Annotated in this window: 25 protein-coding genes and 1 tRNA gene; 6 read left to right on the top strand and 20 right to left on the bottom strand. The window is 32.6% G+C overall.

Annotation, left to right across the window (positions count from 1 at the left end; genetic code table 11):
- Nucleotides 1-42: 42 nt before the first annotated feature.
- From ACM55F_RS04930 to ACM55F_RS04940, 3 genes are all read right to left on the bottom strand, one after another.
- Nucleotides 43-645, bottom strand: coding sequence for a hypothetical protein (locus tag ACM55F_RS04930; protein WP_416852625.1), 603 nt, complete (start codon nucleotides 643-645; stop codon nucleotides 43-45).
- Nucleotides 646-655: 10 nt separating this feature from the next.
- Nucleotides 656-1,744, bottom strand: coding sequence for an AAA family ATPase (locus ACM55F_RS04935; RefSeq protein ID WP_416852627.1), 1,089 nt, complete (start codon nucleotides 1,742-1,744; stop codon nucleotides 656-658).
- Between the two features lie 432 nt (nucleotides 1,745-2,176).
- Nucleotides 2,177-2,250: transfer RNA gene (locus ACM55F_RS04940), tRNA-Arg, on the bottom strand.
- Nucleotides 2,251-2,352: 102 nt separating this feature from the next.
- Here ACM55F_RS04940 and ACM55F_RS04945 point away from each other — a divergent pair.
- A complete protein-coding gene (locus tag ACM55F_RS04945; protein ID WP_416852628.1) occupies nucleotides 2,353-2,865 on the top strand; it encodes an adenine phosphoribosyltransferase in 513 nt (170 codons plus the stop codon).
- Here ACM55F_RS04945 and ACM55F_RS04950 read toward each other — a convergent pair.
- The 4 genes from ACM55F_RS04950 to ACM55F_RS04965 all read right to left on the bottom strand — a co-directional run bounded on the left by ACM55F_RS04950 (nucleotide 2,855) and on the right by ACM55F_RS04965 (nucleotide 6,853).
- Entirely contained in the window at nucleotides 2,855-3,001 is a 147-nt protein-coding gene (locus tag ACM55F_RS04950; protein WP_416852630.1) for an SsrA-binding protein, read from the bottom strand. The genes ACM55F_RS04945 and ACM55F_RS04950 overlap by 11 nt on opposite strands.
- A 74-nt stretch (nucleotides 3,002-3,075) precedes the next feature.
- Entirely contained in the window at nucleotides 3,076-4,905 is a 1,830-nt protein-coding gene (locus ACM55F_RS04955) for a M56 family metallopeptidase (RefSeq protein WP_416852631.1), read from the bottom strand.
- 61 nt (nucleotides 4,906-4,966) lie between these two features.
- Nucleotides 4,967-5,335, bottom strand: a complete 369-nt coding sequence (locus tag ACM55F_RS04960) for a BlaI/MecI/CopY family transcriptional regulator (RefSeq protein ID WP_416852632.1) — start codon at nucleotides 5,333-5,335, stop codon at nucleotides 4,967-4,969.
- Between the two features lie 300 nt (nucleotides 5,336-5,635).
- Nucleotides 5,636-6,853 (bottom strand): MDR family MFS transporter, encoded by a 1,218-nt coding sequence (locus ACM55F_RS04965; RefSeq protein WP_416852633.1) that lies wholly within the window; start codon nucleotides 6,851-6,853, stop codon nucleotides 5,636-5,638.
- Between the two features lie 96 nt (nucleotides 6,854-6,949).
- On the opposite strand from ACM55F_RS04965, the gene ACM55F_RS04970 reads away from it, so the two are divergent.
- The 5 genes from ACM55F_RS04970 (at nucleotide 6,950) to ACM55F_RS04990 (ending at nucleotide 10,618) form a co-directional block, all read left to right on the top strand.
- Nucleotides 6,950-7,552: a DUF1684 domain-containing protein gene (locus tag ACM55F_RS04970; protein ID WP_416852634.1), complete on the top strand. Its 603-nt coding sequence runs from the start codon at nucleotides 6,950-6,952 to the stop codon at nucleotides 7,550-7,552.
- Complete coding sequence (locus tag ACM55F_RS04975) at nucleotides 7,552-8,208, top strand: TatD family hydrolase (protein ID WP_416852635.1); 657 nt, start codon at nucleotides 7,552-7,554, stop codon at nucleotides 8,206-8,208. The genes ACM55F_RS04970 and ACM55F_RS04975 overlap by 1 nt, the downstream gene beginning before the upstream one ends.
- 25 nt (nucleotides 8,209-8,233) lie before the next feature.
- Nucleotides 8,234-8,947 carry a tRNA threonylcarbamoyladenosine dehydratase gene (locus ACM55F_RS04980; protein WP_416845126.1) on the top strand — a complete coding sequence of 238 codons (714 nt, stop codon included), beginning with the start codon at nucleotides 8,234-8,236 and terminating at the stop codon, nucleotides 8,945-8,947.
- 100 nt (nucleotides 8,948-9,047) lie between these two features.
- Nucleotides 9,048-9,722 (top strand): HAD family hydrolase, encoded by a 675-nt coding sequence (locus ACM55F_RS04985; RefSeq protein ID WP_416852636.1) that lies wholly within the window; start codon nucleotides 9,048-9,050, stop codon nucleotides 9,720-9,722.
- 50 nt (nucleotides 9,723-9,772) lie between these two features.
- Nucleotides 9,773-10,618, top strand: a complete 846-nt coding sequence (locus ACM55F_RS04990) for a DUF2911 domain-containing protein (protein ID WP_416852637.1) — start codon at nucleotides 9,773-9,775, stop codon at nucleotides 10,616-10,618.
- Between the two features lie 75 nt (nucleotides 10,619-10,693).
- Here the strand turns inward: ACM55F_RS04990 and ACM55F_RS04995 are convergent, their stop codons facing one another.
- From ACM55F_RS04995 to ACM55F_RS05055, 13 genes are all read right to left on the bottom strand, one after another.
- On the bottom strand, nucleotides 10,694-12,412 hold the full coding sequence (locus ACM55F_RS04995) for a sodium:solute symporter family protein (protein WP_416852638.1): 1,719 nt from the start codon (nucleotides 12,410-12,412) through the stop codon (nucleotides 10,694-10,696).
- 123 nt (nucleotides 12,413-12,535) lie between these two features.
- Complete coding sequence (locus tag ACM55F_RS05000; protein ID WP_416852639.1) at nucleotides 12,536-15,067, bottom strand: PIG-L family deacetylase; 2,532 nt, start codon at nucleotides 15,065-15,067, stop codon at nucleotides 12,536-12,538.
- Between the two features lie 162 nt (nucleotides 15,068-15,229).
- Nucleotides 15,230-15,799, bottom strand: a complete 570-nt coding sequence (locus tag ACM55F_RS05005; RefSeq protein WP_416852641.1) for a hypothetical protein — start codon at nucleotides 15,797-15,799, stop codon at nucleotides 15,230-15,232.
- Nucleotides 15,800-15,979: 180 nt separating this feature from the next.
- Complete coding sequence (locus ACM55F_RS05010; RefSeq protein ID WP_416852642.1) at nucleotides 15,980-16,300, bottom strand: hypothetical protein; 321 nt, start codon at nucleotides 16,298-16,300, stop codon at nucleotides 15,980-15,982.
- Nucleotides 16,301-16,605: 305 nt separating this feature from the next.
- Complete coding sequence (locus ACM55F_RS05015) at nucleotides 16,606-17,106, bottom strand: hypothetical protein (RefSeq protein ID WP_416852643.1); 501 nt, start codon at nucleotides 17,104-17,106, stop codon at nucleotides 16,606-16,608.
- Between the two features lie 171 nt (nucleotides 17,107-17,277).
- The gene (locus tag ACM55F_RS05020) at nucleotides 17,278-17,595 is read right to left on the bottom strand and encodes a hypothetical protein (RefSeq protein ID WP_416852644.1); all 318 of its coding nucleotides are present in this window, start codon (nucleotides 17,593-17,595) and stop codon (nucleotides 17,278-17,280) included.
- Nucleotides 17,596-17,762: 167 nt separating this feature from the next.
- Nucleotides 17,763-19,583, bottom strand: coding sequence for a hypothetical protein (locus ACM55F_RS05025; protein WP_416852646.1), 1,821 nt, complete (start codon nucleotides 19,581-19,583; stop codon nucleotides 17,763-17,765).
- 43 nt (nucleotides 19,584-19,626) lie between these two features.
- Nucleotides 19,627-20,826, bottom strand: a complete 1,200-nt coding sequence (locus ACM55F_RS05030; protein ID WP_416852647.1) for an AI-2E family transporter — start codon at nucleotides 20,824-20,826, stop codon at nucleotides 19,627-19,629.
- A gap of 179 nt (nucleotides 20,827-21,005) precedes the next feature.
- Entirely contained in the window at nucleotides 21,006-21,536 is a 531-nt protein-coding gene (locus tag ACM55F_RS05035) for a mechanosensitive ion channel domain-containing protein (protein WP_416852648.1), read from the bottom strand.
- Nucleotides 21,537-21,550: 14 nt separating this feature from the next.
- Entirely contained in the window at nucleotides 21,551-22,135 is a 585-nt protein-coding gene (locus tag ACM55F_RS05040) for a Maf-like protein (protein WP_416852650.1), read from the bottom strand.
- Nucleotides 22,136-22,227: 92 nt separating this feature from the next.
- Nucleotides 22,228-23,139 carry a geranylgeranylglycerol-phosphate geranylgeranyltransferase gene (locus ACM55F_RS05045; RefSeq protein WP_416852651.1) on the bottom strand — a complete coding sequence of 304 codons (912 nt, stop codon included), beginning with the start codon at nucleotides 23,137-23,139 and terminating at the stop codon, nucleotides 22,228-22,230.
- Between the two features lie 161 nt (nucleotides 23,140-23,300).
- Nucleotides 23,301-23,828, bottom strand: a complete 528-nt coding sequence (locus ACM55F_RS05050; RefSeq protein ID WP_143388196.1) for a KdsC family phosphatase — start codon at nucleotides 23,826-23,828, stop codon at nucleotides 23,301-23,303.
- Nucleotides 23,812-24,585 (bottom strand): Rossmann-like and DUF2520 domain-containing protein, encoded by a 774-nt coding sequence (locus tag ACM55F_RS05055; RefSeq protein WP_416852652.1) that lies wholly within the window; start codon nucleotides 24,583-24,585, stop codon nucleotides 23,812-23,814. Before ACM55F_RS05055 ends, ACM55F_RS05050 begins: the two co-directional genes overlap by 17 nt.
- Between the last annotated feature and the right edge of the window lie 65 nt (nucleotides 24,586-24,650).

A 24,650-nucleotide genomic window follows, 5' to 3' on the forward strand; every position in this document is an offset into this window, starting at 1 on the left:
TCAATTTATATTTTTGTAAAAGTATTTTCAGATAGTGTCAAACTATGTCTTGATTCTTTTTATTTTAGAAAAAAACTGATAATCAACCTTAATCTCCATCCAGACTTCGTCAATATTGTAGATGTCAAACCAAGTCAAATTAGTATGATCGTACAAATGATGGAATGAATAACAATGATTTGCTTTTGCGATGAGTGAATCTTGAGGAATAAAGAGCATTTCACTAACCGTATTTGAACAAGAGTTATCATATTCTTCTTCCAACTGTCGGAAACCCACAAAGTCATCCCATGTATTTATATAGAAAGGATTGCCGTAAACTTTCGGATCGTATTTTTTATAATGTTTGTTATTCCAATATTCCGATTCAACCTTAATATTTAAATCTTCAATTTCTTTATTGGCAACCATCAATTTGCATTGCTCTTCAATTTTTCGATATTGATTGAATACCTTTTTTTCTTCTTCTCGAAGTGTATCGTTTATGAGTACTAATTTTTCATCAAGTTTTGTTGACCATTTGAACTGACTATTTATGTATTCATTTCGATTGTCTATTGCTTTTTCTTCTTTTTCAGTTCTTTCATTAGAATGTTTCTGAATAGCTCTGATGAAACCTATTTCGAGTTCTTTGTCTATTTTCATTTTATTATTTTTAGTTTCCGAAACCAACTGCTTTTTTCAGTTTAGGTTTATAATTATTACTACTATCAAAATTAAAAATATCGGCAACGGGTAATGGATGAGTCACTTTAATCTGATGGTTCAATTTGTTCAATAATGCGTTAGTTCTATCAAGAGCAAGAGGTTTGAATTCGTAAATAGTGGAAAGTCTTCCTTTACGTAAAAGTGCTTTGTCAATATTTTTGACATCTGTATTAAAGGTAGCTATGATTTGGATCCCTAAACTTTCGCCCAACAAACCATCCGTTAGATTAAGCAGCATAGAGAGATTTGAATTTCGCACCTCATCCCGAGAAGTAATCAACTCTTCAGCATCTTCAATAACAATAACTGCATTTCTGTTTTGCAGTAAAAAAGGTGTCATTGCTACATTGTCAAGTTCTCCTGCCATTTTTGTGGAAAGGAAGATTACTTTTTTGTGGATTTGGTGTATTAAATATTTGATATAAGTAGTTTTTCCTGTTCCAGGATGCCCATGAAAAAGGTACAGTCCGTTTGTATTCGATTTGTTTATGTTATTTACTATTCCTCTATGAATAGTAGAAAAGTCTTCATTATAATGCAGACTGAAGTCAATTTTCGGTTTTTTAATTGCAATTGCTTGGGTTACCAATCCAGAGTTTCCCATTATGATTAAGCTAATTTCGGTCGTTTTTTTTCGTTTAATCTTGTATTTTTTGAGTTCCTCGAAAATGCGAAGTGCTTCGTTTCTGTTTTGTTCCGTAAAATAAAGCATCGTGCTTTCATTTGAAACATTTATCAAAATATCAGATTCCAAAAAAAAAATGTGACTATTTAGTGTATCCAATTGTGTTACTGCATCAAATTCTTCTTGTGTAATTTGATGTATTACCTTTCCAAAAACGCCTATTATTACATCACATCTAAGTTTTTTATCGTCGATTTTGTCTACATCATAGATATTTGGAATTTGACCCAAATAACTATAGAATAGTTTTGAAGAATTTACCATCAAACCTTGGTAAATAAAGGTATTTACCGAGGCATATAATGGTTTTTCGAATAGCTTTTTGCTGATTTTGTGATTTGTCTTATCCATATTAATTGTTTTAAATGCAATAATATGAACGCATAGCGACAAGACATGACAAGACATTAAATAAAAATGTTCCAACTATTTACTCTAATTGGAACAAACAATATTGATATTTTACATTTGTTAATTAATGGATCTTCCGCTTCACAGGTTACCACGATTCCGGCGAAAACTGACTTGTTTAATTATCAATTAGTTATGAATTTTAGACATTATGAATTTGTTACCCAATCGTAGAGAAAGTTTTATCTAAATTTGAAAAAACGATTTTTTTAGATAGAATTTGTGAAATAAATTTTATAATAATAAAGGGGGGTAAGATTAGGGGTAATTATTTTGGTAAAAGATGGTATGTAATGATAGGATATAAAAAGAAAAAACCCCAGTAGAACTGGGGCTTTAGTAATTTTTAAAGTTGAAAAAAAACAACTTTTGTGACCTTGACTGGATTCAAACCAGTAACCTCTTGAGCCGTAATCAAGTGCGCTATTCAGTTGCGCCACAAGGCCTTTTTGCTATTGTAAGAGCTTATTAAAGCGCCTTATTGCGGGTGCAAATATAGTTATAATTGTGTAATTTGCAAGTCTAAATTTATAAAAAAATAAAAAAATATGCCTCTTAAGAATTACATCCGTGATATTCAGGGTTTTCCAAAAGAAGGAATTTTGTTTAAAGACATTACCCCTTTACTAATTGACCCACAAGCGAGGAATAAATGCCTTGAAATATTGGTTTCATCACTTAAAGATAAAAAAATAGACAAGGTAATAGGAGTGGAGAGTCGAGGTTTTTTCTTTGGAATGCTTATCGCACAAGAATTAAATGTTGGTTTTATTCCGGTTCGAAAACCTAATAAGTTACCTTATGAAACCATTTCAGCGACCTATGATTTAGAATATGGAACGGATACTTTAGAAATTCATATCGATGCGATTCAAAAAGGAGACCGAATTCTGATTCACGATGATGTTTTGGCAACTGGAGGAACAGCAAAAGCGGTTTGTGAGTTGGTCGAAAGATTGGGTGGTAAAATTGTACAATGTAATTTCCTGATGGAACTGACTTTCCTAAACGGAAGAGCAAAAATTAAAGGGAACGAGATTTTTGCAGCTATTACTTACTGATTAAAGCACGGGTTGTTACATAATATCTATAACCAATTATTGCCATTTGCCATTTCTTGGCTTTAGCCAAATCCAATCTCTGTTTGGTGAAACTTGGAAGAATGACTTTGTTGATTTGAGCTAAGATTTTAAACATAGTTAAGTTTTTTCAAAGATATAAAAAAAGACGGTCTTGAGAGAAACCGTCTTTTTGGGTTATTTATGGGAGTGTTATTTTTTTACTGCACTCTCTCTATATCGCTCCATAGCATCTTGATATTCGTCCATTTGTTTTTCGAATATAGCTGCTCGTTTTGCCATTTCGTCTTCAATTGCTTTTTCATGAGCACTGGAATCTGGCTCAAAAGCTTCCATTTTAGCTTCAAATTCCTTCATCTCTTTTTTAAACTGTATTATCGCCTTTTTGTTATTTGCATTAGCTGGATGAACTGGTGGAGTTGGCATTTTTGACATGTCAATTTCAGGGAGGTTTGGTATTGGTCCGTCAGGAAATTTTGGTGGAACAGGAGGAGTTGGAATATCTTTATCATTAAAAGTTTGAGTTCTGGTTTTGGTAACTATTCTAATTGTTTTTTCTTTTTTATTGACATCCATTTTGTCAATTGTATTTTGATCTAAAAGGTTTAATTCATTTTGAGTTACTTTTTGACCATTGATATAAATCTCATTCTCATTAAACGTTTTGGCGTGCTTATTTGTAATTATTCGGATTTCTTGTTTGTCTTTATTCTTATTGACATCCATAGTTGCAATTTCATCTGGATTTAATGCATCCAAATCCTTTTGACTTACTTTCTCTCCATTAATAAAGATTTCTTTGTCAATAGAAAGTGTTTTATCTGATAATGAGGTTATTTTATCATTTTTAATTTTCGGATCGATTTCGGCATCACTGATATTAATTTTACCTCCTTCATGCTTGATGTAAATATCTTTTATTGTGCTATTGCTATGTTGCTTATATGTTCCATTGCCATATAAATTTCCATTGTAATTGACTGTGATTCCTGTGATTTCATTACTTGAATTGCGTTCTATTTCAGAAAATACTAAATCGCAATTAAATTCTTTTTTGAAAAATTCGGCTTTCTTTTTTAATTCTTCATCTGAAAAATTCTTGTTAATCGTTGTAACGACATCCGGTACACTTTTTGACACATTCTCATTCGTTTTTTCCTGCGCAATGGTTTTGATTTGGAATAAGAATACAAACGCGACTAATACAGGAAGCACTAAAGCATACTTCCAGGAATTCCATTTTTTTGATTGATTTTTGTTTAACATAACGATTCGTTTTTTGATTAATGATTGATAAAAAGGATTGGTGATGGCAACACAATTCTCGTGTGTTGTTATTTTTAAAAGCGTGATTTGATAGGCTTTTTTGTCGGATATTTTCTTTGTGGCTTCGTTGTCTGCAATGAATTCAAGGTTTTGTAGCATTGCTTTTTTGTACAGCCAGATGAATGGATTGAACCAAAATACAATACAAAACAATCTCGAAATCAACACATCAATGGTGTGATTTTGTTCGCTGTGTACTTTTTCATGCTCCAAAATATTTTCTAATTCGGAAGCGGTGTATAAAGCCGAATTGTAAACGATGGTATTGAAATAGGAAAATGGCGCTACATTTTCGTTAGTATCTATAAATTTAAAATCGGCTTGTTGCTGAATGGATTTTCCTTTTAGAACAGTATTCAAACTATAAAAATCAAAGGCAAATTTTGTCAGTAAAAGCAGCATTCCAATTCCGTAAGCAAGAGCTGTAAGCATTGGTAAATAATCTTCGAATGTTTTTTCCTCTGTATAATTCGTCATGGAAACATTTGACCAATTAATAGGAGTTGCAGCCGGTTCTACCCAGATTATTTTTGTGATAAAAACAAATGGTAAAAGAACGGAAGTAATTAATCCAGCCAATAAAAACCAACGATTGCTTTTGAAAAAGGTTTCTTTTCGCAGCATTAAAAAATAGGCTAAATAAAATAGGACGATTAGTCCACTGGATTTGATGAGATAAATAAACAGTGCTTCCATACGCTATATATATTAGTTTATTACTTTTTTTCCGCTTTTAAAAACTACTCTTTATAAAGAATTATTTCTTTTCTTCTTGATTTTCAATCATGGTTAGAATCTCCCGTAATTCGGCTGCAGAAATTTTTTCTTCTTTGGCAAAAAAGGAGACCATGTTTTTATACGAACTATTAAAGTAATTGTCGATTGCCGTATTCATGAAACGCTTTCTGTACTCTTCTAAACTAACGATAGGGTAGTATTGATGCGTGTTTCCAAAGGCATTGTGAGAAACAAACCCTTTTTCTTCCAGATTGCGCACAATAGTGGAAAGCGTGTTGTAATGAGGTTGTTCTTCGGTAATTTCGGTCATGACTTCTTTTACAAAAGCTTTTTTGAGCTTCCATAAAATGTGCATGATTTCTTCTTCTTTATTGGTTAACTTTTGCATGATTTTTTTATTTGAATCAAATGTATAACTATTTTTTTAGTTATAAAACTATAAATATAGTTATTTAACTAATTTTTTAGTTTTTAGATGCTTTTTGACTTGTTTATAAAGTTAATTTGGAAAGATAAAAACTCCTGATTTTCAGATGCGTTATTCTGAAAATGAGGCTGCGTGAAGGATAAGAGCAAGCTACCGAAGTAGCGCGTATAGCCAGACCGCCTTGATAAAAGGGGCAGTATAACCAGCTAGTTAGTTTGCCCCTTTTATCAAGGCGGTCACGCCCAAAGAATTAAAACAAGATTATTTTTGTTCTATTTGAACTAGTTTTTGCAGCCAAATACAACCTGAAACGGAAAGAATACCCAAAGTACCCATGACAAACCAATTAGTTTGATAACCAAAATGGGCAATGATTTCAAGTCCGGTTTTTGAACTCGCAATATGTGCTAAGCTGAAACTCATGGTAAACAAAGCCATGTAGCGGCCTTCATGTCCTTTTGGCGCCCTGCTTAGGGCAAATGAATTCGAAAACGGGAAGATAAACATTTCACCAAAAGTGATAAAAAGGATGCTGATAATTAGGATTCCAGCCCAAGTATTGATCATTAAAACATAGAAACTAAGGGCCATAAGCAATGAACCCCAAAGGATAATTTTGAGTTTATCAATATTTTTTCTTTGGCTGATGCTCACAATTGGCATTTCCAGAAAGAAAATTAGCAATCCGTTTAATGATAATAAAAGTCCACTTTGAAATTCCGTAAGTCCAAATTTTTCATTGTGATACAATGGTAAAGTGGTGAAAAGCTGAAAGAAAAGCATTGCTGTAATAAAACAAACAAATAGAAAAGTCCAGAATATTTTGTCTTTGAAAACAGAAGCAGGTATTTCTGCTATACTAGGTTCGACATTTAAATCGGCAGGTTTTTTACGCTCTTTTACCAATAACGTAAAAATTAAAATCGATACAATACAAGAACTCCCATCTACCCAAAAAAGCCCGCTATATCCTAAATTCATGATGATTAAACCGCCCAAAGCAGGTCCTGCAGTAAAACCTAGATTAACCGCCAATCGCACTAATGTTAATGCTCTGGTACGATTTTCAGGTTTGGCATACGTGCCAAGGGAAACAAACATAGCCGGACGGAACATATCGGCCACTGTCATGATAACAAACATTCCAATACACAATCCCCAAAAAGTACGAATGTATTGCACTAAGAACAATAGGATTCCACTGGTAAATAAGCTGAAAACCATGATTTTATAAAACCCAATTTTATCAGATAATTTGCCACCCATCCAGGAACCCAGCATGGATCCAAAACCAAAAGCAACCATAATCCATCCCACTTGTGCATAGGAAAGATGTAAATCTTCTTTCAAATATTTAGATAGAAAAGGCAAAACCATCGTACCGGCGCGATTGATAAAAGTAATCAAAGTAAGAATCCACACTTCTCTTGTGAATCCTTTAAAATTATTAATGTAGCGTTGGAAAGCGGTTTGGATCATATATAAAGTTCTAATTTAGCAAAGGTAGAAAACTTTGTAGCGATGGGTCTTTGTAGCATTGTAACTTTTAAACTATTTTTGCTTAAAATTATAAAAATGAGAATGTTCTTCGCTTTAGTTTTTTTAGTGCAGTTTAGTTTAGGCTTTGGCCAAGAAAAATTTGATGTTTCGGCTGTTGCCAAATTTCAAAAGGATTTAAATACTGAATACGCAGATGTGAAAACCAGTCCTCTGACAACCGAGGATTTAGCTGTATTCAAAACGTTGGATTTTTATCCTGCCAATGAGCAGTTTTTTGTGATTGCTAAATTTGTAAGAACAAAAAAAGAAAAACCATTTGCGATGAAAACCTCTACGGACAGAAAACCGTTGTATGTAAAATACGGAGAAGTTCTCTTTATGATTGATGGAAAAGAACTAAAATTGAATGTGTACAAAAACATTGAGCTTTCGAAAAAGCCAGGCTATAAAGACTATTTGTTTTTACCGTTTTCTGATTTGACTTCGGGTAATGAAAGTTATATAGGTGGAAAATATATCGATTTGAGAATCCCAAAAGATGATACAATTGTAATTGATTTTAATACCTCTTACAATCCATATTGTGCTTATAATCATAAATATTCTTGTCCAAAAGTGCCTTTGGAAAACGATTTGAATATCGAAATAAAGGCAGGAGTTAAAAAAAATCACGACTAATGAAGTTCTTTAATTTACATACACATAAATTTACGAATCAACCTGATGTGTTGGAGTTAGTCAATCAATATCCATGGGAATTTGATGCTAGAATCCCATTTTATTCCATAGGAATTCATCCCTGGTTTATTGTTGAGGAGCGTCTTGAATCTGATTTTGCGATAATCGAAAGTAAATTGCAAGAACCAAGTTGTCTTGCTTTGGGCGAATGTGGACTGGACAAACGAATAGAAGTTCCAATGGAATTGCAACAGTTAGTGTTCGAAAAGCAGTTGCTTTTGGCACAGAAATATCAGAAACCAGTTGTGATTCATTGTGTTGCCGCTTTTCAGGAATTGATTGAAATCACAAAAAAATTAAATATTACTGTTCCAATACTTATTCATGGATTTTCCAAAAGTGAACAGTTAGCGAAACAGTTATTGGAAAACGGATTTTATATTTCGTTTGGAAAATATTTATTGTTAAATGCAGAGTTGGAAACGGTTTTTAAAAGCATGCCGAATGATCGATTTTTCTTGGAAACGGATACTGCAGAAGAAAGTTTGGCAACCGTTTATGCTTTGGCAGCAAAATACAAAGGAATTTCGGTAGAAGAAATTCAGAAACAAGTGAATAGTAATTTTGATACTATTTTTAAACAAATAAACAGATAACCAAATTAACGAATAAATTTTTATTATGGCAGAGTGGACAGAAAGAGCCGAACTTTTATTTAAAAAAGAAGGTTTAAATAAATTACAAAATGCAAATGTGTTAGTCGTAGGACTAGGAGGTGTAGGTTCATTTGCAGCTGAATTTTTGGCGAGAGCAGGAGTGGGGAAAATGACAATTGTAGATGGTGATGTAGTTGATATTACCAATATAAACCGACAATTACCTGCCTTGCATTCTACCGTGGGACAACCCAAAGTTACGGTTGTAGGCGACCGATTAATGGATATTAATCCAGAATTGAAATTGACTCGCGTGCAGGAGTTTCTTTCGCCGGAGCGTGCTTTCGAAATTATTTCGGAGGAATTTGATTATGTATTGGATTGTATTGACAGTGTGACTCCAAAACTGAATTTGATTATTGCAGCCAAAAGAAAAAGAGTGAAAATCATAAGCAGTATGGGTGCTGGCGGTAAAATGGAAGCTTCCAAAGTAAAGGTGACGGATATTACGAATACCGTGAATTGTTTCTTTGCAAAAACAATCAGAAGACGATTAAAAGAAGTGAAAATTGATAAATTGAAAGTGGTATTTTCTTCTGAAATTCAGGATGAATCAAGTTTAAAAATGACCGACGGTTCTAATTTTAAAAAATCATTTTACGGAACGAATAGCTATATGCCAGGATTATTTGGTTTGTATGCCGCAGAAACCGTAATTCGGTATTTACTTAAAAAATAGTGTTCAGTAATCAGTTTCCAACAGCTATTGTGAGCTTACTTTAGTATTCAGTTCTAAAAATCTAATTAATCTAAATAGTCTAATTAATCTTAAAAAAAAAATGATACAAACAGTAATTTTCGACATGGACGGTGTAATTGTCGACACAGAACCAGTACACCGTTATGCCTATTTCAAACAATTTGAGGAAATGAACGTTGCTGTTACCGAAGAATTGTATACTTCATTTACAGGAAATTCCACTCGAAATATATTTCAGAAATTAAAAGAAAAATTTAATCTTGAACAAGATGTAGAGGATTTAATTTTGAGAAAAAGATCCATTTTTAATGATGCTTTTGATAGCAAAGAAGATTTGGAATTATTAGAGGGTGTTGAAAATTTAATCAAAGAATTACACGAAAATGGAGTCCAATTGATTTTAGCTTCCTCAGCTTCAAAAGTTACTATTGAGCGTGTTTTTCGTCGCTTTAAACTACATCAATATTTCACCCATCTGGTGAGTGGCGAAGATTTTCCTAAATCAAAACCGCATCCTGCTATTTTTGAGCATGCAGCAAGTTTGTCAATTGCACCAAAAGAAAGCTGTATCGTTATTGAAGACAGCACCAATGGAATAAAAGCGGCTAAAGCTGCCGGGATTTTGTGCGTGGGTTATAACAGTATTCATTCTGAGGCGCAAGATTTATCGGAGGCTGATGTGGTAATCAATCATTTCAATGAATTAGGTTTTGATGAGGTTAAGAATATTGATTCTAAATTAAGGAATAATTAACATTTAGGAATAACTGAATTTGTAAATTTGGAAACATAAAAACTTATAATATGAAAAAAATAATCATTGTATTTGCCATTATTATAGCAAATTTTACCATTGAGGCACAAGTAAAAACACCTCAGTCAAGTCCGAAATCTACAATCATGCAAACAGTAGGTTTGACAGATGTAGAAATTAATTATTCAAGACCAAGTGCAAGAGGAAGAGCTGTTTTTGGTAATTTGATTCCTTTTGGAAAAGTATGGAGAACAGGAGCTAATGAAAACTCAACAATATCATTTAGTGATGATGTAGTTATTGATGGTAAAACCTTGAAAAAAGGAAAATATGCTTTGTATACAATTCCGAAAATTGAAAGTTGGGAAATAATATTTTATTCTACCACTGATAACTGGGGTAATCCAGAAGAATGGAAAGAAGAAAATGTAGCACTTAGAGCTACTGTTAAACCTGAAACGCTTTCAAAAAATGTGGAAACATTTACTATAGGAATAAGTGGTTTAGATAATAATTTTGCTTTTTTAGAAATTTATTGGGAGAATTCTTATGCAGCTTTAAAATTTGAAGTACCTACACAGAAAAAAGCAACTGCTAACATAGAGAAAGCATTAGCCGGTCCAACTGCCGGAGATTATTTTTCTGCAGCACAATTTTTATATCAATCGAATGGTGATAATGCAAAAGCATTAGTTTATACAAACAAAGCTTTGGATATGAGTACAGAAAAACCGTTTTGGTATAGCAGATTGAAATCATTAATACAAGCTAAGCTTGGGGATAAAAAAGGCGCTATTGAAACAGCCAAATTATCGCTTGCAGCAGCAGAGGCGGCTAAAAATCAAGACTACGTAAAAATGAATAAAGAAAGTATAGCAGAGTGGAGTAAGAATTAATTATTCGAACTATTTTTCACAAAAAAATCCCGTCTTTACCGAGACGGGATTTTTTATGCATGCCTTTTCTTAAAATTAGTTAGCCTTTTGTTTTCTAAAAATAGTCCATTGCAGCAACAACGAAATTAGAATCGTTAGCAATGCCCCGATAAAATTGAGCCATAAATAACCCAGTTTTTCTTCTCCGCTTGGGTAGACATAAATGGCGAAATAATAGATTATGAAAATGGTTAATTGGCTTATTATTGCGCTGCTAAAAATGGCTTTGCCATGAACTTGTTTGATATAAAAACCAACCAAGAAAATACCCAAAACAGTTCCATAGAAAATAGATCCTATAATGTTTACCAATTGTATTAAATTTTCGAAAAGCGTACCAATACAAGCAAAAAGAATGGCGATAATTCCCCAAACCAGCGTGAAAAACTTTGTAGCATTGAGATAATGCTTTTCTGATTTTTCGTCTTTCAGATTACGTTTGTAAATATCAATCGCAGTTGTTGATGCCAAAGCATTAAGTCCAGATGCCGTTGAAGACATGGCTGCAGAAATAATTACAGCAAGTAATAAACCAATAAGTCCTTTTGGTAAATAATTCAGGATAAAATGGAAAAAAACATAATCTTTATCATTGGTTTCACTGTTACTGTCGGCTTTTAGGATAATTTCTTTAGCACGATCTCTCAAATCTTTTTCTTTGTTGGATAATGCAATTAATTCTTTTCGAAGAATTGGATTATCATAATCCTGATTGAGCTGCTCGATATATAATAGATTAATCACTTTTTTATCTTCGGATAAAGCGCCTAGTTTTTTTTCTAAAACATGATATTCATCTTTGAATTGTGATTTCTCAATGGCTATTTTATTGTTGGGATTAAAATTTAAAGGAACTGGATTGAATTGGAAAAAAACAAAAACCATAACTCCGGTCAGCAAAATAAAAAATTGCATGGGAACTTTTAAAAGACCGTTCATAATTAATCCCATTTGGCTTTCCCGAACAGATTTTCCAGATAAATAGCGTCCTACTTGCGATTGATCAGTACCAAAATAAGCCAATGCCAGGAAAAACCCTCCCGTGATGCCACTCCAAAAAGTGTATTTTTCTTCTGGATCAGTTGAAAAACTAACAATACTCATTTTATCATTTGCCCCAGCAATGTGCAAAGCATTAGTAAAAGTCATATCATTTGGCAAATAATGTAATATGAGGAAAAACGTGATTAACATTCCAGACATGATTACAAACATTTGCTGTTTTTGAGTCACATTTACTGCTTTTGTTCCGCCGGAAAATGTATAAATAATTACCAAAACACCTATTATAATATTCATAATAGTAAGGTTCCAACCCAATATTGCCGACAAAATAATAGCTGGAGCATAAATGGTAAGACCAGTTCCTAAACCTCTTTGAAACAGGAAAAGTATAGCGGCAAGCGAACGTGTCTGTAAGTCAAACCTTTTTTCGAGGTATTCATAAGCGGTATACACTTTGTATTTGTGGTACAAAGGGATAAAAGTTACACAAATAACTACCATGGCAATGGGTAATCCAAAGTAGAATTGTACGAACCCCATTCCGTCATGATAGGCTTGACCAGGAGTAGAAAGAAAAGTAATGGCACTGGCTTGTGTAGCCATGACCGATAGCCCAACTACATACCATGGTGTTTCATTACCACCAAGAATAAAATCTTCAACATTTTTACTTCCTCTGGTTTTCCAGGCTCCATAAATGACAATAAATAGTAGAGTGACTATAAGTATAATCCAATCGAATAGTTGCATAATTTAAGAGTATAATTCCATTATTAGATAAAAAATCAAAATATAAATGGCATTGGCTACAAGGACCCAAGTATAGTTTTTCTTCCAGGTTTTTGTTTTTTTTGATTCCATTTTTTTGATTTTTTAAGGCTTAATTTTTTCGGCAGGAATGGTTACGGCTGATTTTAGCGAAATCATATTTGATAATAATCTAAAAGCACCAGGAACGCCTTCAGGTAATTCTCTAAAAAAACTTAAACCGGTATAAATATAATACCCTTTTCCGTATGGAGCGACTAATAAGGCGCCATCTTTTGGTGTTTCCCCTTTATCATTTGATGATAGAATAGGTGTGAAGGCTTTATCAAATTCTTTAGGGTAATACAATCCTTGTTCCTGTTTCCATCCTTCAAAATCTTTTGATGTGATTTTATTTGGTGAATTCATAATGGGATGATCAGGCGCTAAAAATCGAACTTCAGCATTTTCTTCTGTAACTCTGTCACGTGAAATTTTGAGAGAAAAGGGAGCAATATTTACCGGAACAATGTCATCGGGAGTATTGTATTGTACCAGCATTGTTTTTCCTTCTTTTACAAATTCCAATAAAATACTTTGTTTATTGGCTAATGCGTGTACGGTATTATAAGCTCTTACCCCAGTAATAACCACATCAAGACTAGCTAGTTTTTCGGGTGTTATTTCTTCTGCTTTCAAAAGTGTTACTTTATAACCCATTTGTGTCAAGCTTTCAGGAACTTCATCTCCAGCTCCCATAATGTAGCCAATTTTTTCCTCGTTGGTTTTTAAATTCAGCTTGATAAATTTTGCTTCGGCCGGTTTTAATACCTGTTGTTTTGTAATATGATTGTAATCGATGATGATTTGGTCTTTATCATATCGAATATTGTCAATGATGGCAACGCTTTTGGCTACAGCTTCATCGGGTTGATTTGGAGGAGTTACCTCAAAATAAACGATTTGTTCTATTCCCTTTTTTTCTAAATTAAATGGAATCAATTTTGGTGAAACCACCCAATTATTGGGTAATTCCAGTTGTATATTCCCTTTCACTGCATCTTTTCCAGCTTTTATTTTTACGGCTACAGTTTTATTTTTATTATCCTTAAAAAGCGAGACTTTATCAAGAATACCTGTTGTTATCTCAGGAACAATATCTAAATAATTATACATTTCGCCTTTTACGTCATCATTATATTTATAGATAGCGGTTCGTTCAAAAGGGATTTCAACTCCATTGATCTGGATATTAAAAATCACTTTTGCAACACGAATAATATCAGGAATACCAATATTTTTTTGTTCTTCAACCGCATACATGCCTATCGTTCCTTTTTCTTTTAACCAATACGGTTGAGTGTAGTCTATGGTTGTCGGTAATTGTACATCGAGAGTACTATTTTTTAGAATATTATTGTTTAATGGCAGGTTTTGCGGAGTGTTTTTTTGTTCCGGCAACGTGGTTATGCTTATTAATTGCATCGGAATGGCACTTCTGTTGATGGCTTCGAGCTTTAGTTTAACTATACTGCCTGGAGTTGCTTCTTGGTTTTGGGCAACTGCTTCCAGATACAATCCGGAACATGCCGCAATAATTTCTTTAATGGCTGTAGATTTTAATGTTACCCAATGTTTTTCATCCAATGCTTGCATCATGGTATAGGCTTTAACCAAATTGGGAATACTAGCCGATGGATTGGTATGGTCAAATTCAGAAGCAATTGTTGCTACTAATTCTCCAATAGGTTTTCCTCCTTTTACTCGGTTCCAACTTGTATCGATCCCTTCAAACAGAGACGATTTGTTTTTTAAGGCTTCACCATTTATAAATTCTAAATATTCTGTTTCCTCACCGCGACTTCCGGTACTACCAAAACCTTGAGATTGGTGGCGACTGCGGCTTAAAGCTGCAATTTCTTGGTTTGATTTTCCTATAGATGGAAAATAAGTACCAATTTGCATCTCTGATAAATTTGATTTATCGGCGGCATCAAATTTTTCTTTGCTACCATAAAACCACCATGACGTATTAAAAAACTGGCGTTTCGTTTGCCAAGGCTGAACTGATTTTAATTGTTCAGGAAAAATAGCGGGGTTATTGGCTAAATCAAAACTTTCTACACTCAGCATTGCTGATGCCGTATGATGACCGTGTGTTGTTCCTGCTGAACGATGGTCAAAACGATTGATAATTACATCAGGCTGAAATTTTCTGATTGCCCAGACAATATCGGAAAGCACTTTTTGTTTGTCCCAAATCTCTAATGTTTCAGTTGGGTTTTTGGAATATCCAAAATCATTGGCACGGGAAAAAAATTGTTCTCCACCATCAATTTTTCTAGCTTCTATGAGTTCTTGAGTACGAATCACACCCAGTAATTCCCGTAATTGAGGACCAATTAAATTTTGGCCTCCGTCGCCTCGGGTCAAAGATAAATAGCCAGTTCTTGCTTTAGTCTCATTTGATAAATAAGAAATCAAACGGGTATTTTCATCATCCGGGTGAGCAGCTATATAAAGTACAGAACCTAAAAAATTAAGTTTTTGGATTTGATTGTAAATTTCAACTGCATTTGGTTTTTGATGTTGTTGCGCAATTGTTATTTGAAAACAAAAAAGAAATACGGCAATAGTTTGTAGGTGTTTTTTTTGCATTTTTTTAAATTTAATTTGCAATAGCTTCAAATGTAGGAATTAAATAATTTTTTCTGAAATGTTTTGGGTTTTCTTTAAAATAAAAATTTGATTTAATAAAAAAAGAGAGAACCAATTTTGGCTCTCTCTATTTCTATTCTTTGTGATATTTAATTACAGGTATTAGTCTCTTCCATGACCATTTCCATTTCCGCGTCCGTTTCCATTATTTCCATGATCACGGTCTCTATTGTCTCTATGATTATCATTTTGTCTGCGATTATCATCGTCTCTACGATTATCAACTACTCTACGGTTATCATATTGTCTACGGTTATCGTATTGTCTATGGTCATATTGTCTGCGGTTATTATTGTGACCTATAGATCTTTGTTCTCTACCATGGTATCCTCTGTAATATTTTACTTTATGATGATTAAAGTTATTATAAGGTCTTGAACCATGATAATCATTCAATACTACTTTGTATCCGCTGTACAAATCATAATTTCTGTATTGTCGGGGTAAATATCTAGATCGTACCCATCTTCCTCCACCAAAATAAATAAATTGTGTTGCTCTTACATCGTAATAAGCTTCAACATCTGGCAAATAATAGTATTCTGCTTCTGCATATCCTACAGGACCCCAAGATGGAGCTGAACCTATATTTAAACTTACTGAAACTTGTGCGTGTATTGCACTAGAAGCAAAAAGGATAATTCCTACGGCGATTAATTTTAATGTTCTCATTGTTTAAATATTTAATAGATTTATAATTTTATGTTTACTGTTTAGGGTAATACTTTTTTTGTAAATCCAACAACTGTGCCAATATAAAATAATTAACATTTAAATATCTATTTACTTTCCTTGCTCCAACAAAAAAGAGAAGCTTTTAGGGCTTCTCTTTTTTATATTATTTAAATTAAATTATACCAAAAGGATCAATAAAAGAATAACAATAATTATTGCGCCAACAGATAAGTAAACACCGTTTCCAGTTGATGCTAGCTCAGATTTAATAGCACGAACTTCTTTACGAAGCGCTTTTTTCTCTGAAGATTTCATGGAAGATTTGTCCATCGTTTTTATTTCATCTAAACGAGAAAGTAAAACTTTAACTTCTGCAGGTATTTCTTTAGGATTGTTTGATGCTGTAGTTGGATTTTTTTCAGCAGCAATAATAATTGTGGATGGAAGAACAGTTAATGATAATACCATCATCATTAAATAAAAGGTGATTTTTTTCATCTTGTTTATGGTTTTTTGGTTTAACAATATTGTTAGTGTAAATATAAGAATAATAAGAATAATTTTTTACAAAATTTTATAAATTATCAAGAAGAATTTTTTATATACGCTTAGTAAACAGGATGTTATTTTATTTTAAAAAGTATTTTTAATTCTATTGTTTTTTATGTTTTAAAGATTAGGAGTATAAAAATTGGGTAAAAGTTAGAAGGTATGAAACCCTTATAAAAATGATTTTTATAAGGGTTTATTGCAAAAAAAAAGAGCCCAATTTTGGACTCTCTTTAAATTTAGATCAATACGTATTAATGTTTTCCATTTCCATGGCCATTATTTCCTTTTCCGTTATTACCGTTGCCATTTCCATTACTATGTCCGTTACCTTTATTACCATTGCTTTTATATGCTTTTTGGTTGTTATTACGGTTTGAACCTATAGATTTTTGTGGTTTGCCTTTGTATCCTTTATAATATTTTACTTTATGATTTTTAAAGTTACTATACGGTCTTGAACCATGATAATCGTTTAAGACTACTTTATATCCATTGTATAAATTATAATTTCTATACGGTCCAGGTAAATATCTGGATCGGATCCATTTTCCTCCACCAAAATAAATAAATTGTGTAGCCCTAATATCATAATAGGCTTCAACGTCTGGCAAATAATAGTAGTCTACGTTAGAGTATCCTACAGGTCCCCATGATGGAGGTGAACCGATATTTACATTTACAGAAACCTGAGCTTGTATTGCACTTGATACTAAAAGAATTATACCAACGGCGATTAATTTTAATGTTTTCATTTTTCAAATATTTAATTAATAATTATGTAATAGTAACAGTTTATGTTACTATTTCTTACGTAAAGCCAACAACTGTGCCAATTTTAATAATTAACGTTTAATTGGGTTCCTGGTTTTCATAAAAAAAGAGAAGTATTCTAGCTTCTCTTTAAATTTTATTTCGAAAACTGATTACAATAAAAGAATCAATAAAAGGATAACAATTATAATTGCACCAACAGATAAATAAACACCATTTCCAGTTGATGCTAACTCAGATTTAATAGCACGAACTTCTTTACGAAGCGCTTTTTTCTCTGAAGATTTCATGGAAGATTTGTCCATCATTTTTATTTCATCTAAACGAGAAAGTAAAACTTTAACCTCTGCAGGTACTTCTTTAGGATTGTTTGATACTGTAGTTGGATTTTTTTCAGCAGCAATAATTGTGGTTGGAATTACACTTAATGATAATACCATCATCATTAAATAAACAGTAACTTTTTTCATCTTGTTTTTGTAGTTTTAGTTAATACTATTTTTAGTACAGTAAAGATAAAGTATAACTACATGTAGGTACTTATAGAATTATAGCTCAGAATTATATAATTCACACCTTATAGGAAAAAGGGTGGTGGTATAACTCGTTTTAAACCAGACGTATTAAATTGTTTTTTTTATTTATAAATAACTGTTCGTGGTTTCGCCAATTCAAAATCCTGAAAACCAAAATCCGTGGTTTCAAAGGAATTGGTTTTGAAAATATTTTCGCCATCACGGGGAATCGACGGGTAATAGGAAAGCGATATTTGAAAAGAACTAAATACCAAATAATCGTTATTTATAATAAATCCGATACCAATTTTAGAATATGCTTTATTTTTACCTAACTCTTTTTCGGGATTTCCCAGCATAGCGATTGAATAGTTAAAATAAGGATTCAATCTAAATCCCCAAAGATTCCATGGTGCATAGGCCTGAGTTTGTAGTGTCAATACCGCTTTTTGGGTGCCATATTCGGCACTATTAAAACCAGATATCCCATAATTTTCATTAATTGTAAGCCGATCTCCAATAGAATTTAAGCGGTTGATACCCAGAATGAACTGGGGTTTTACAAACTGTCGTAATTTCCATTTTCCAATAGTAATTAAATTAGTGAAATAATTTGCCTGAAAAGAAAAAGCGGTCTGGGTTGTAATCGATTTATCAAAAAAGGAGCCTAATTCAAAATTGGCGCTTAAAAATCCCCACTTATAAAAATTTCCAAATGCAGCTCTACCGCCCAAATAATAACGTTCAGCGTTATTTTTGCGTTGATGGCCTCCTGTTATTCCATAAATTTTACCAATAGGAACGTCTTCTATGATTCCATTTTTAAAAATGTACTTGTCTTCAATAAATTTTCGAGAAGTAACACCAATACCGAAAAGTATAAATTTTTCATCGGAATAGAAATCGATAGGATCGTATACTACGGCTGGACTTTCAATATATTTTATATTTAAAAATCTACCGGACAAAATTAGATTTGTAGTTCTTTCTCCCTCCGTATTTCCTTTAAATAAGCGAAAAGCTTGGCCGAGCCATAAATCTTGTGAATTGTATTTGAAATTTTGTTTGGCATATGTCAAATTGGAATCCTGAAGCGTATCTTTTCTAAATTGTTGATCGATGTAAATCCCACCGGCCCATTTTGCAAAAGGAGAATAGAAAGGGCGATCAATAGTTACACTTTTCCCATAATAACCGTCTAAATCAATCTGATAACTTGCTATTGTTTTTATGAATGTATTTTTGATGTTGGGAATGCTATAGGCGAATTTGTAAGCACTTTTTCCATCGCTAAATCTCGTTTTATATTCATTGTCAAATTCATGACCAGAGCCCAAAAAGTTACGCTCATTCAATTCAATAGTGGTTCTGGTGCCTGAAATGGAGCCTTTTGGAATAATACTCCACGAATCCAGAACACGAATGAATACATCGACAGAATCGGGATTGTTTTTAATTAACTGGGGTGCTATATTAGCCCTGTTGACATACCGTTGCGTTCTAATTAAACGTTCTGATTCTTTTACCAATAAAGAATCCAGCGGTCTGTTTTTTCTAAAGAGCAATAAATTCAGAATAGCAAGTCTCCTAGTTTTAATATGTATCCGGTTACCGGTTTCTTCTGCCCAATTTCTAGGACCTTTTGTAGAATCAATTTCTGAAAATCCAAATGGGTCTAGTGTTACAATATTGATATTTCGGATAATTTTCCCTTCAAAGGCAAGGTATTTTTTTTGTATTACTTTTTTCTTTTTAATTTTTAAATTAATTGGCTCAAAAATTAACTTGTGCAATACCTTGGTGAATTTTCTTTTTTTGGAATAGGTTTGGATATCTCTATATACTTCAGAAGAATCTTTTTTAGGTTTGTCTGCCTGTGAAAAAGAAACCTGGCAATAAGAGAGCAACGATAAGATTAAAATCAGTTTTTGTTTTCGGAGCATCTTTAAAAAATTAATTTTAAATAGATTTTTAGATTTTAAGCGCCTAGTTTTCAGTTCGATTTACATCAGATTCTGTGGTTGTTTCGGTAAACGTTGGAATTGCAATATCCGTTTTAATTATGGTTTTTTTAGAAGATATATCGGAATCAAACAGCGGGAATTTGATACTGCGCCAAGTGTATGTTTTTGGTAAATGATCACCCATCAGGTAACCCCAAGGTTCTAATGCTTCTATTCGGTCAAAAATCACCTTAAGTATGGCAAGAATTGGAAGCGCCAAAAACATACCGGAAACTCCTGCAATTGCTCCCCCTATAATGATTCCAACAATCGATACAAATGCATTTATTTCCACTTTGGAGCTTACAATCATTGGAACCAAAATGTTATTGTCAATTAACTGAACTACAACAGTAATCACAATTACACCAAGAATTATTGATAAATCAGGTGAGCCAGTAAGCGAAGCAACGATACTTAAAACTCCTGCAAATAGAATTCCGATATAAGGAATCAGATTTAAAATTCCTGTGATAATTCCCAGTAAAATAGCATATTTCACACCAATAACCATAAATCCAAGTGTTGTCATTGTTGAAACTAAAATCATTTCAATAATTAAACCCACGATGTAACTGTTAATGGCTACTCTTATATTTGTTAATATATCTTTTAACTGTTCATGGTTTTCTTTTTTGAATAACTTGGATAAAAACAGTAAAAAATGAGTTCTGTACAGAAGAATTAAAAAAGTATAAATAGGTATTAAGGTCAAATTTACTAAAGTATCTGTAAACGACATTAAAGTAGTGCCAATCAACTCTTTTCCTTTTTCCATTGAATCTTCAGTGGCAGTATCTATATATTGCCTTTGTTCTCTTGAACTTAAATGAAAATTGTCTCTGACAAATCCTTGAATATTTCGGAGATGAATGTTTATGTTTCTTTCAATTTTATCAAAATCAGCTGCAAAATCACTGATTTGAAAGGATAGAAAAACAAAAAGTCCAATAAAAATTAACACGAATAAAAGCACTGCCAGCATTACCGCCAAAACATGCGGAAAATAAAGTTTGGATTTAAAAAACTGAACAATAGGATACAATAATATTGCAAATAAAAACGACATCATTACAGGAATCAATATGTCTTGACCCATATAAAAAATAAAGATAATAGCCATTATACTCAGTAGAACCAGAGTTAATTTAGCATAAAATGGGAATTTTAAGATGTCATTCATACTTTTTTTGTTTTTATTTATATTAAAAATCAATTATGATTATTTCTAAGTTTAACAAGCAAATATGATTTAATAAAAATTCTAAAGTATTATATATTTTTTATCAATAGTTGTATAATTATCACTTTATTCTATTGATTTATCGATGAAATGAAACTGAAATACTCCTAAAGGTAGTGTTAATCAATGAATTCCTTGTCATCAAAATGATTTTTCATAATTGAAATTCCTTTTTGCAAAAGCAAATTATTAGGATAAATAATCTTTTCTCCATCATTGGTTTTTAAGTACACATGAAAAGCACCAATATCTTCAACCTCGGCTTCAATAGGAAAATCTTTATCATGGATTTTTATTACATCACCAATTTTAAACGGAAAAGAAAAGAACAAAATGATACCAGATGTGATGTTGCTCAAAATGGACCATTGGGCAAACATGGCAACACCTACAACAGTTGTAATGGAGGAAAGTGCAATAAAGATATCTTTGGTCTGAACTCCCCAAATTATTATTAAAGCAGTTACTACCAGAATATTAATAAATAAATGAATGTATTTGATCACTAAATTGGTCCGATGTTCAATACTATGACTCGATTTAGCATACCGTCTAACCAGTTTTGTAGAAATAATTCGTAATAAAATCAATAAAAGAAACAGAATTCCGGTTGCAATTAGTTCTCTTGTATATTCGTTAAAGAAAGACATATCCATAATTTTAATTAAGTTAATTTACTTAAATATTCGTAAACTTTATCCGTTGGCATTCCCATCACATTTGCATAAGAACCTTCAATTTTTGAAACGCCGATAAAACCAATCCATTCCTGGATGCCATACGCCCCTGCTTTGTCAAAAGGTTTGTAGTTTTCTAAATAATAGCGAATCGATTCGTCGCTTAATTCATTGAAAGTGACTTTGGTTATTTCGTGCAATAAATCAACTTTTTCATTGGTTTTAAAGCATACTGAAGTAATCACTTCATGTGTAGAGTTTGATAATGATTTTAAGATTTCAAAAGCATTTTGTTCATCTTTTGGTTTGCCCAAAGCTTTGTTGTTATGCCAAACAATGGTGTCGCTTGTAATAAGAATTTCATTGGTTTGCAATTCACCCTCAAAAGCACTTGCTTTCAATTCCGCTAAATAATTAGTGATTTGGGCAGCTTCTAACTCTGGAGGATAAACCTCTTCAATTTCTTTTAGTCTAATTTCAAAGTCTAAATCTAAATCTTTAAAGAATTGCTGACGTCTTGGTGAACCTGAAGCCAGTATCAAAGTGTATTTTTTTAATTTATTTCTAAGCATTATGTTTTATATGTAGATTTTTATTTTTTTTAAGGGGCATATACAATTCGCTTTAAACCTCTTCTTTTGTTTATAACAGATTTCCGTTGTGCTCATTTCATATTTATAGTAATAACGGCGATAGATATAATCCCGAAAAGAAGAATCCATTTAAGGAGTAAGCTCAATTTGTGAAAGTCATTTTTAGTTTTTGCAGTCCAAATTTTTAAGGTAAAAAAAAGAAGTGGTCCTAATACGAAAACCAATAGATAGAGCGTTGCGTACTGCAGTTGAAAAAGATAATTGTTTATGTAAAAAAGAATTGCCAAAACAGGAATAAAACTTAATGCGAAAACTATTTTTGAAGTTCTGTTGATTCCTATTGCAATAGGTAATGTGTTCATTCCTTGATTGTAATCTCCATCTACATCTTCTAAGTCTTTTACGATTTCCCTAATAAAATTGAGTAGGAAAGTAAACAGTGCATAATCTAAAAGGATTGAAAAAACAACAGCCATTTTTTGTTGATTCCCTTCAAATGTTACAGGATACAAATCAAAAACTCCAATGATTATCACACTAAATGAAAGTAATAAAGCAACTATACTATTGCCAATAAGCATCATTTGTTTGAGGCTGGTTGCGTAAAAATAAAGTGTTGCGGCAATTAAAATAAAAATGGATGCAAAACCCGGTTTCAGTATGACATTCGATAAATAAAAACCAATCGCCACTCCAACTATGGTAAGTCCAATGTATAGATTATAGGCATGGGTTTCTGAAATTATTTTACCTACAATTACGTTGTTGGGTTTATTTATGTTATCCGTATTTTGGTCAAAAATATTATTAATAACATAACCTCCAGCGGCAAGCAATACTGTTGATAGTACCAATAATCCAAATTGCCAGTTATTTAATGCCAATGGAATATTCTGAAATTTAAAAAATCCGTACCTGAAAATAAGCTGCATAAAAGCAAGCATCAGTAAATTTTGGTATCGGATGAGTTTTAGAAAGTTCATATTCAGTGTTCAGTTTTTCAGTGTTCAGATTGGAGAATCTATTATTCAGTGGTCAGTTTTTATTGTTCATATAAAATTCAGTGTTCAGAAAAAAATTGAACTAAATTACTTTTTAATAATCATTGCAACTGATTACTAAAAAACTGACCACTGATTACTAATCAATCGTGTTTCCCGTCAAAATAGGCCATCCATTTTCCTTGTGCTTTCATGACTTGTTCAATTACATCACGTGCAGCGCCTTTCCCTCCGTTTTTATGCGAAATATATCTTGAAATGGCTTTGATTTCTGGACTTGCATCTTGGGGACAAGCAGGTAATCCCACTAATTTCATAACGTGGTAATCAGGAATATCATCGCCCATGTACAAAACGTGTTCTGGATTTATTTGGTACACATCAGTATATTCATCAAAGGTTTCCACTTTGTTGGGTGTCCCTAAATGAATGTCGGTAATACCCAGATTTCTTAGTCTAACCCGAACGCCTTCATTACTTCCACCGGAAATAATACAAACGTTATAACCACTTTCTACGGCGGCCTTCATCGCATAACCATCGCGGATATTCATGGTTCGCAGAATCTCTCCTTCATTGGTTACAAAAACGGAGCTATCGGTAAGTACGCCATCAACATCAAAAATAAAAGTGGTGATGTCGTTCATTATTTCTTTATAACTTTTTGCCATTTTGCTGTATAGATTGTGTTAGAGTTTTATAGATTGTTAGGTGATTTTGATTGGATAGAAAGGCTTCATGTGCTTCAATAGTATCAGTGTCATTCCGTTTTGCCGGTCCTGTTTGCGCTTCTTCGGGTGAAAGAAGCATAATTTTATTTGCGGTTTCAGCAATTAAAGGTTTCAAAATTTCGAAAGGAACTTGATTTTCCAGACAAATCTCCTGACCTATCTGGTACAGGTGATTGGTGAAATTATTGACAAATACAGCCGCAATGTGCAGCGCTTTTCGTTGTTCTGAATTAATAGCAAAAGTTTTATCAGAAATTGCTTTTGCCACTTTTTCTAATAATTGAAAATCGGTGGCATTTTCACTTTCTAAACAAATGGGAATGGTTCTAAAATCAACGGCTTTGTTTTTGGTAAAAGTTTGCAATGGATAGAAAACCCCTTTTCGGTTGTTGTCATCCAAAGCATTCAAAGGAACGCTTCCGGAGGTATGAACTACTAAACGGTTTTTGAATAGAAGTTTCGAAGAAATGGCTGCAATTGCATCATCTGAAACGGCAATGATGTACAGATCAGCTTCTGCCAAAGTATCTAAATCATTTGTAATATGATCTGAATCGAGCAGTTGAGATACACTTCCTATTTGTCTTGAAAAAACTTGAACCAATTCGATTTCTGTCCCTAAATTTTGAGGATTTTGAAATGCTGCAATCAAATGTTGCGCTACATTTCCAGAACCAATAATAATTACTTTAACCATTTGGCAAAATTAGCAAAAAAATATTAAGAGTTTTATTCAATTTTTGGATCGGTTATAAAACGTAA

This window comes from Flavobacterium melibiosi (genome assembly GCF_048158545.1).
GTDB lineage: Bacteria > Bacteroidota > Bacteroidia > Flavobacteriales > Flavobacteriaceae > Flavobacterium > Flavobacterium melibiosi.

Coding starts and splice junctions, on each gene's coding strand:
- ACM55F_RS04930 (WP_416852625.1), bottom strand. CDS start 645: ATGAAAATAGACAAAGAACTCGAAATAGGTTTCATCAGAGCTATTCAG.
- ACM55F_RS04935 (WP_416852627.1), bottom strand. CDS start 1,744: ATGGATAAGACAAATCACAAAATCAGCAAAAAGCTATTCGAAAAACCA.
- ACM55F_RS04945 (WP_416852628.1), top strand. CDS start 2,353: ATGCCTCTTAAGAATTACATCCGTGATATTCAGGGTTTTCCAAAAGAA.
- ACM55F_RS04950 (WP_416852630.1), bottom strand. CDS start 3,001: ATGTTTAAAATCTTAGCTCAAATCAACAAAGTCATTCTTCCAAGTTTC.
- ACM55F_RS04955 (WP_416852631.1), bottom strand. CDS start 4,905: ATGGAAGCACTGTTTATTTATCTCATCAAATCCAGTGGACTAATCGTC.
- ACM55F_RS04960 (WP_416852632.1), bottom strand. CDS start 5,335: ATGCAAAAGTTAACCAATAAAGAAGAAGAAATCATGCACATTTTATGG.
- ACM55F_RS04965 (WP_416852633.1), bottom strand. CDS start 6,853: ATGATCCAAACCGCTTTCCAACGCTACATTAATAATTTTAAAGGATTC.
- ACM55F_RS04970 (WP_416852634.1), top strand. CDS start 6,950: ATGAGAATGTTCTTCGCTTTAGTTTTTTTAGTGCAGTTTAGTTTAGGC.
- ACM55F_RS04975 (WP_416852635.1), top strand. CDS start 7,552: ATGAAGTTCTTTAATTTACATACACATAAATTTACGAATCAACCTGAT.
- ACM55F_RS04980 (WP_416845126.1), top strand. CDS start 8,234: ATGGCAGAGTGGACAGAAAGAGCCGAACTTTTATTTAAAAAAGAAGGT.
- ACM55F_RS04985 (WP_416852636.1), top strand. CDS start 9,048: ATGATACAAACAGTAATTTTCGACATGGACGGTGTAATTGTCGACACA.
- ACM55F_RS04990 (WP_416852637.1), top strand. CDS start 9,773: ATGAAAAAAATAATCATTGTATTTGCCATTATTATAGCAAATTTTACC.
- ACM55F_RS04995 (WP_416852638.1), bottom strand. CDS start 12,412: ATGCAACTATTCGATTGGATTATACTTATAGTCACTCTACTATTTATT.
- ACM55F_RS05000 (WP_416852639.1), bottom strand. CDS start 15,067: ATGCAAAAAAAACACCTACAAACTATTGCCGTATTTCTTTTTTGTTTT.
- ACM55F_RS05005 (WP_416852641.1), bottom strand. CDS start 15,799: ATGAGAACATTAAAATTAATCGCCGTAGGAATTATCCTTTTTGCTTCT.
- ACM55F_RS05010 (WP_416852642.1), bottom strand. CDS start 16,300: ATGAAAAAAATCACCTTTTATTTAATGATGATGGTATTATCATTAACT.
- ACM55F_RS05015 (WP_416852643.1), bottom strand. CDS start 17,106: ATGAAAACATTAAAATTAATCGCCGTTGGTATAATTCTTTTAGTATCA.
- ACM55F_RS05020 (WP_416852644.1), bottom strand. CDS start 17,595: ATGAAAAAAGTTACTGTTTATTTAATGATGATGGTATTATCATTAAGT.
- ACM55F_RS05025 (WP_416852646.1), bottom strand. CDS start 19,583: ATGCTCCGAAAACAAAAACTGATTTTAATCTTATCGTTGCTCTCTTAT.
- ACM55F_RS05030 (WP_416852647.1), bottom strand. CDS start 20,826: ATGAATGACATCTTAAAATTCCCATTTTATGCTAAATTAACTCTGGTT.
- ACM55F_RS05035 (WP_416852648.1), bottom strand. CDS start 21,536: ATGTCTTTCTTTAACGAATATACAAGAGAACTAATTGCAACCGGAATT.
- ACM55F_RS05040 (WP_416852650.1), bottom strand. CDS start 22,135: ATGCTTAGAAATAAATTAAAAAAATACACTTTGATACTGGCTTCAGGT.
- ACM55F_RS05045 (WP_416852651.1), bottom strand. CDS start 23,139: ATGAACTTTCTAAAACTCATCCGATACCAAAATTTACTGATGCTTGCT.
- ACM55F_RS05050 (WP_143388196.1), bottom strand. CDS start 23,828: ATGGCAAAAAGTTATAAAGAAATAATGAACGACATCACCACTTTTATT.
- ACM55F_RS05055 (WP_416852652.1), bottom strand. CDS start 24,585: ATGGTTAAAGTAATTATTATTGGTTCTGGAAATGTAGCGCAACATTTG.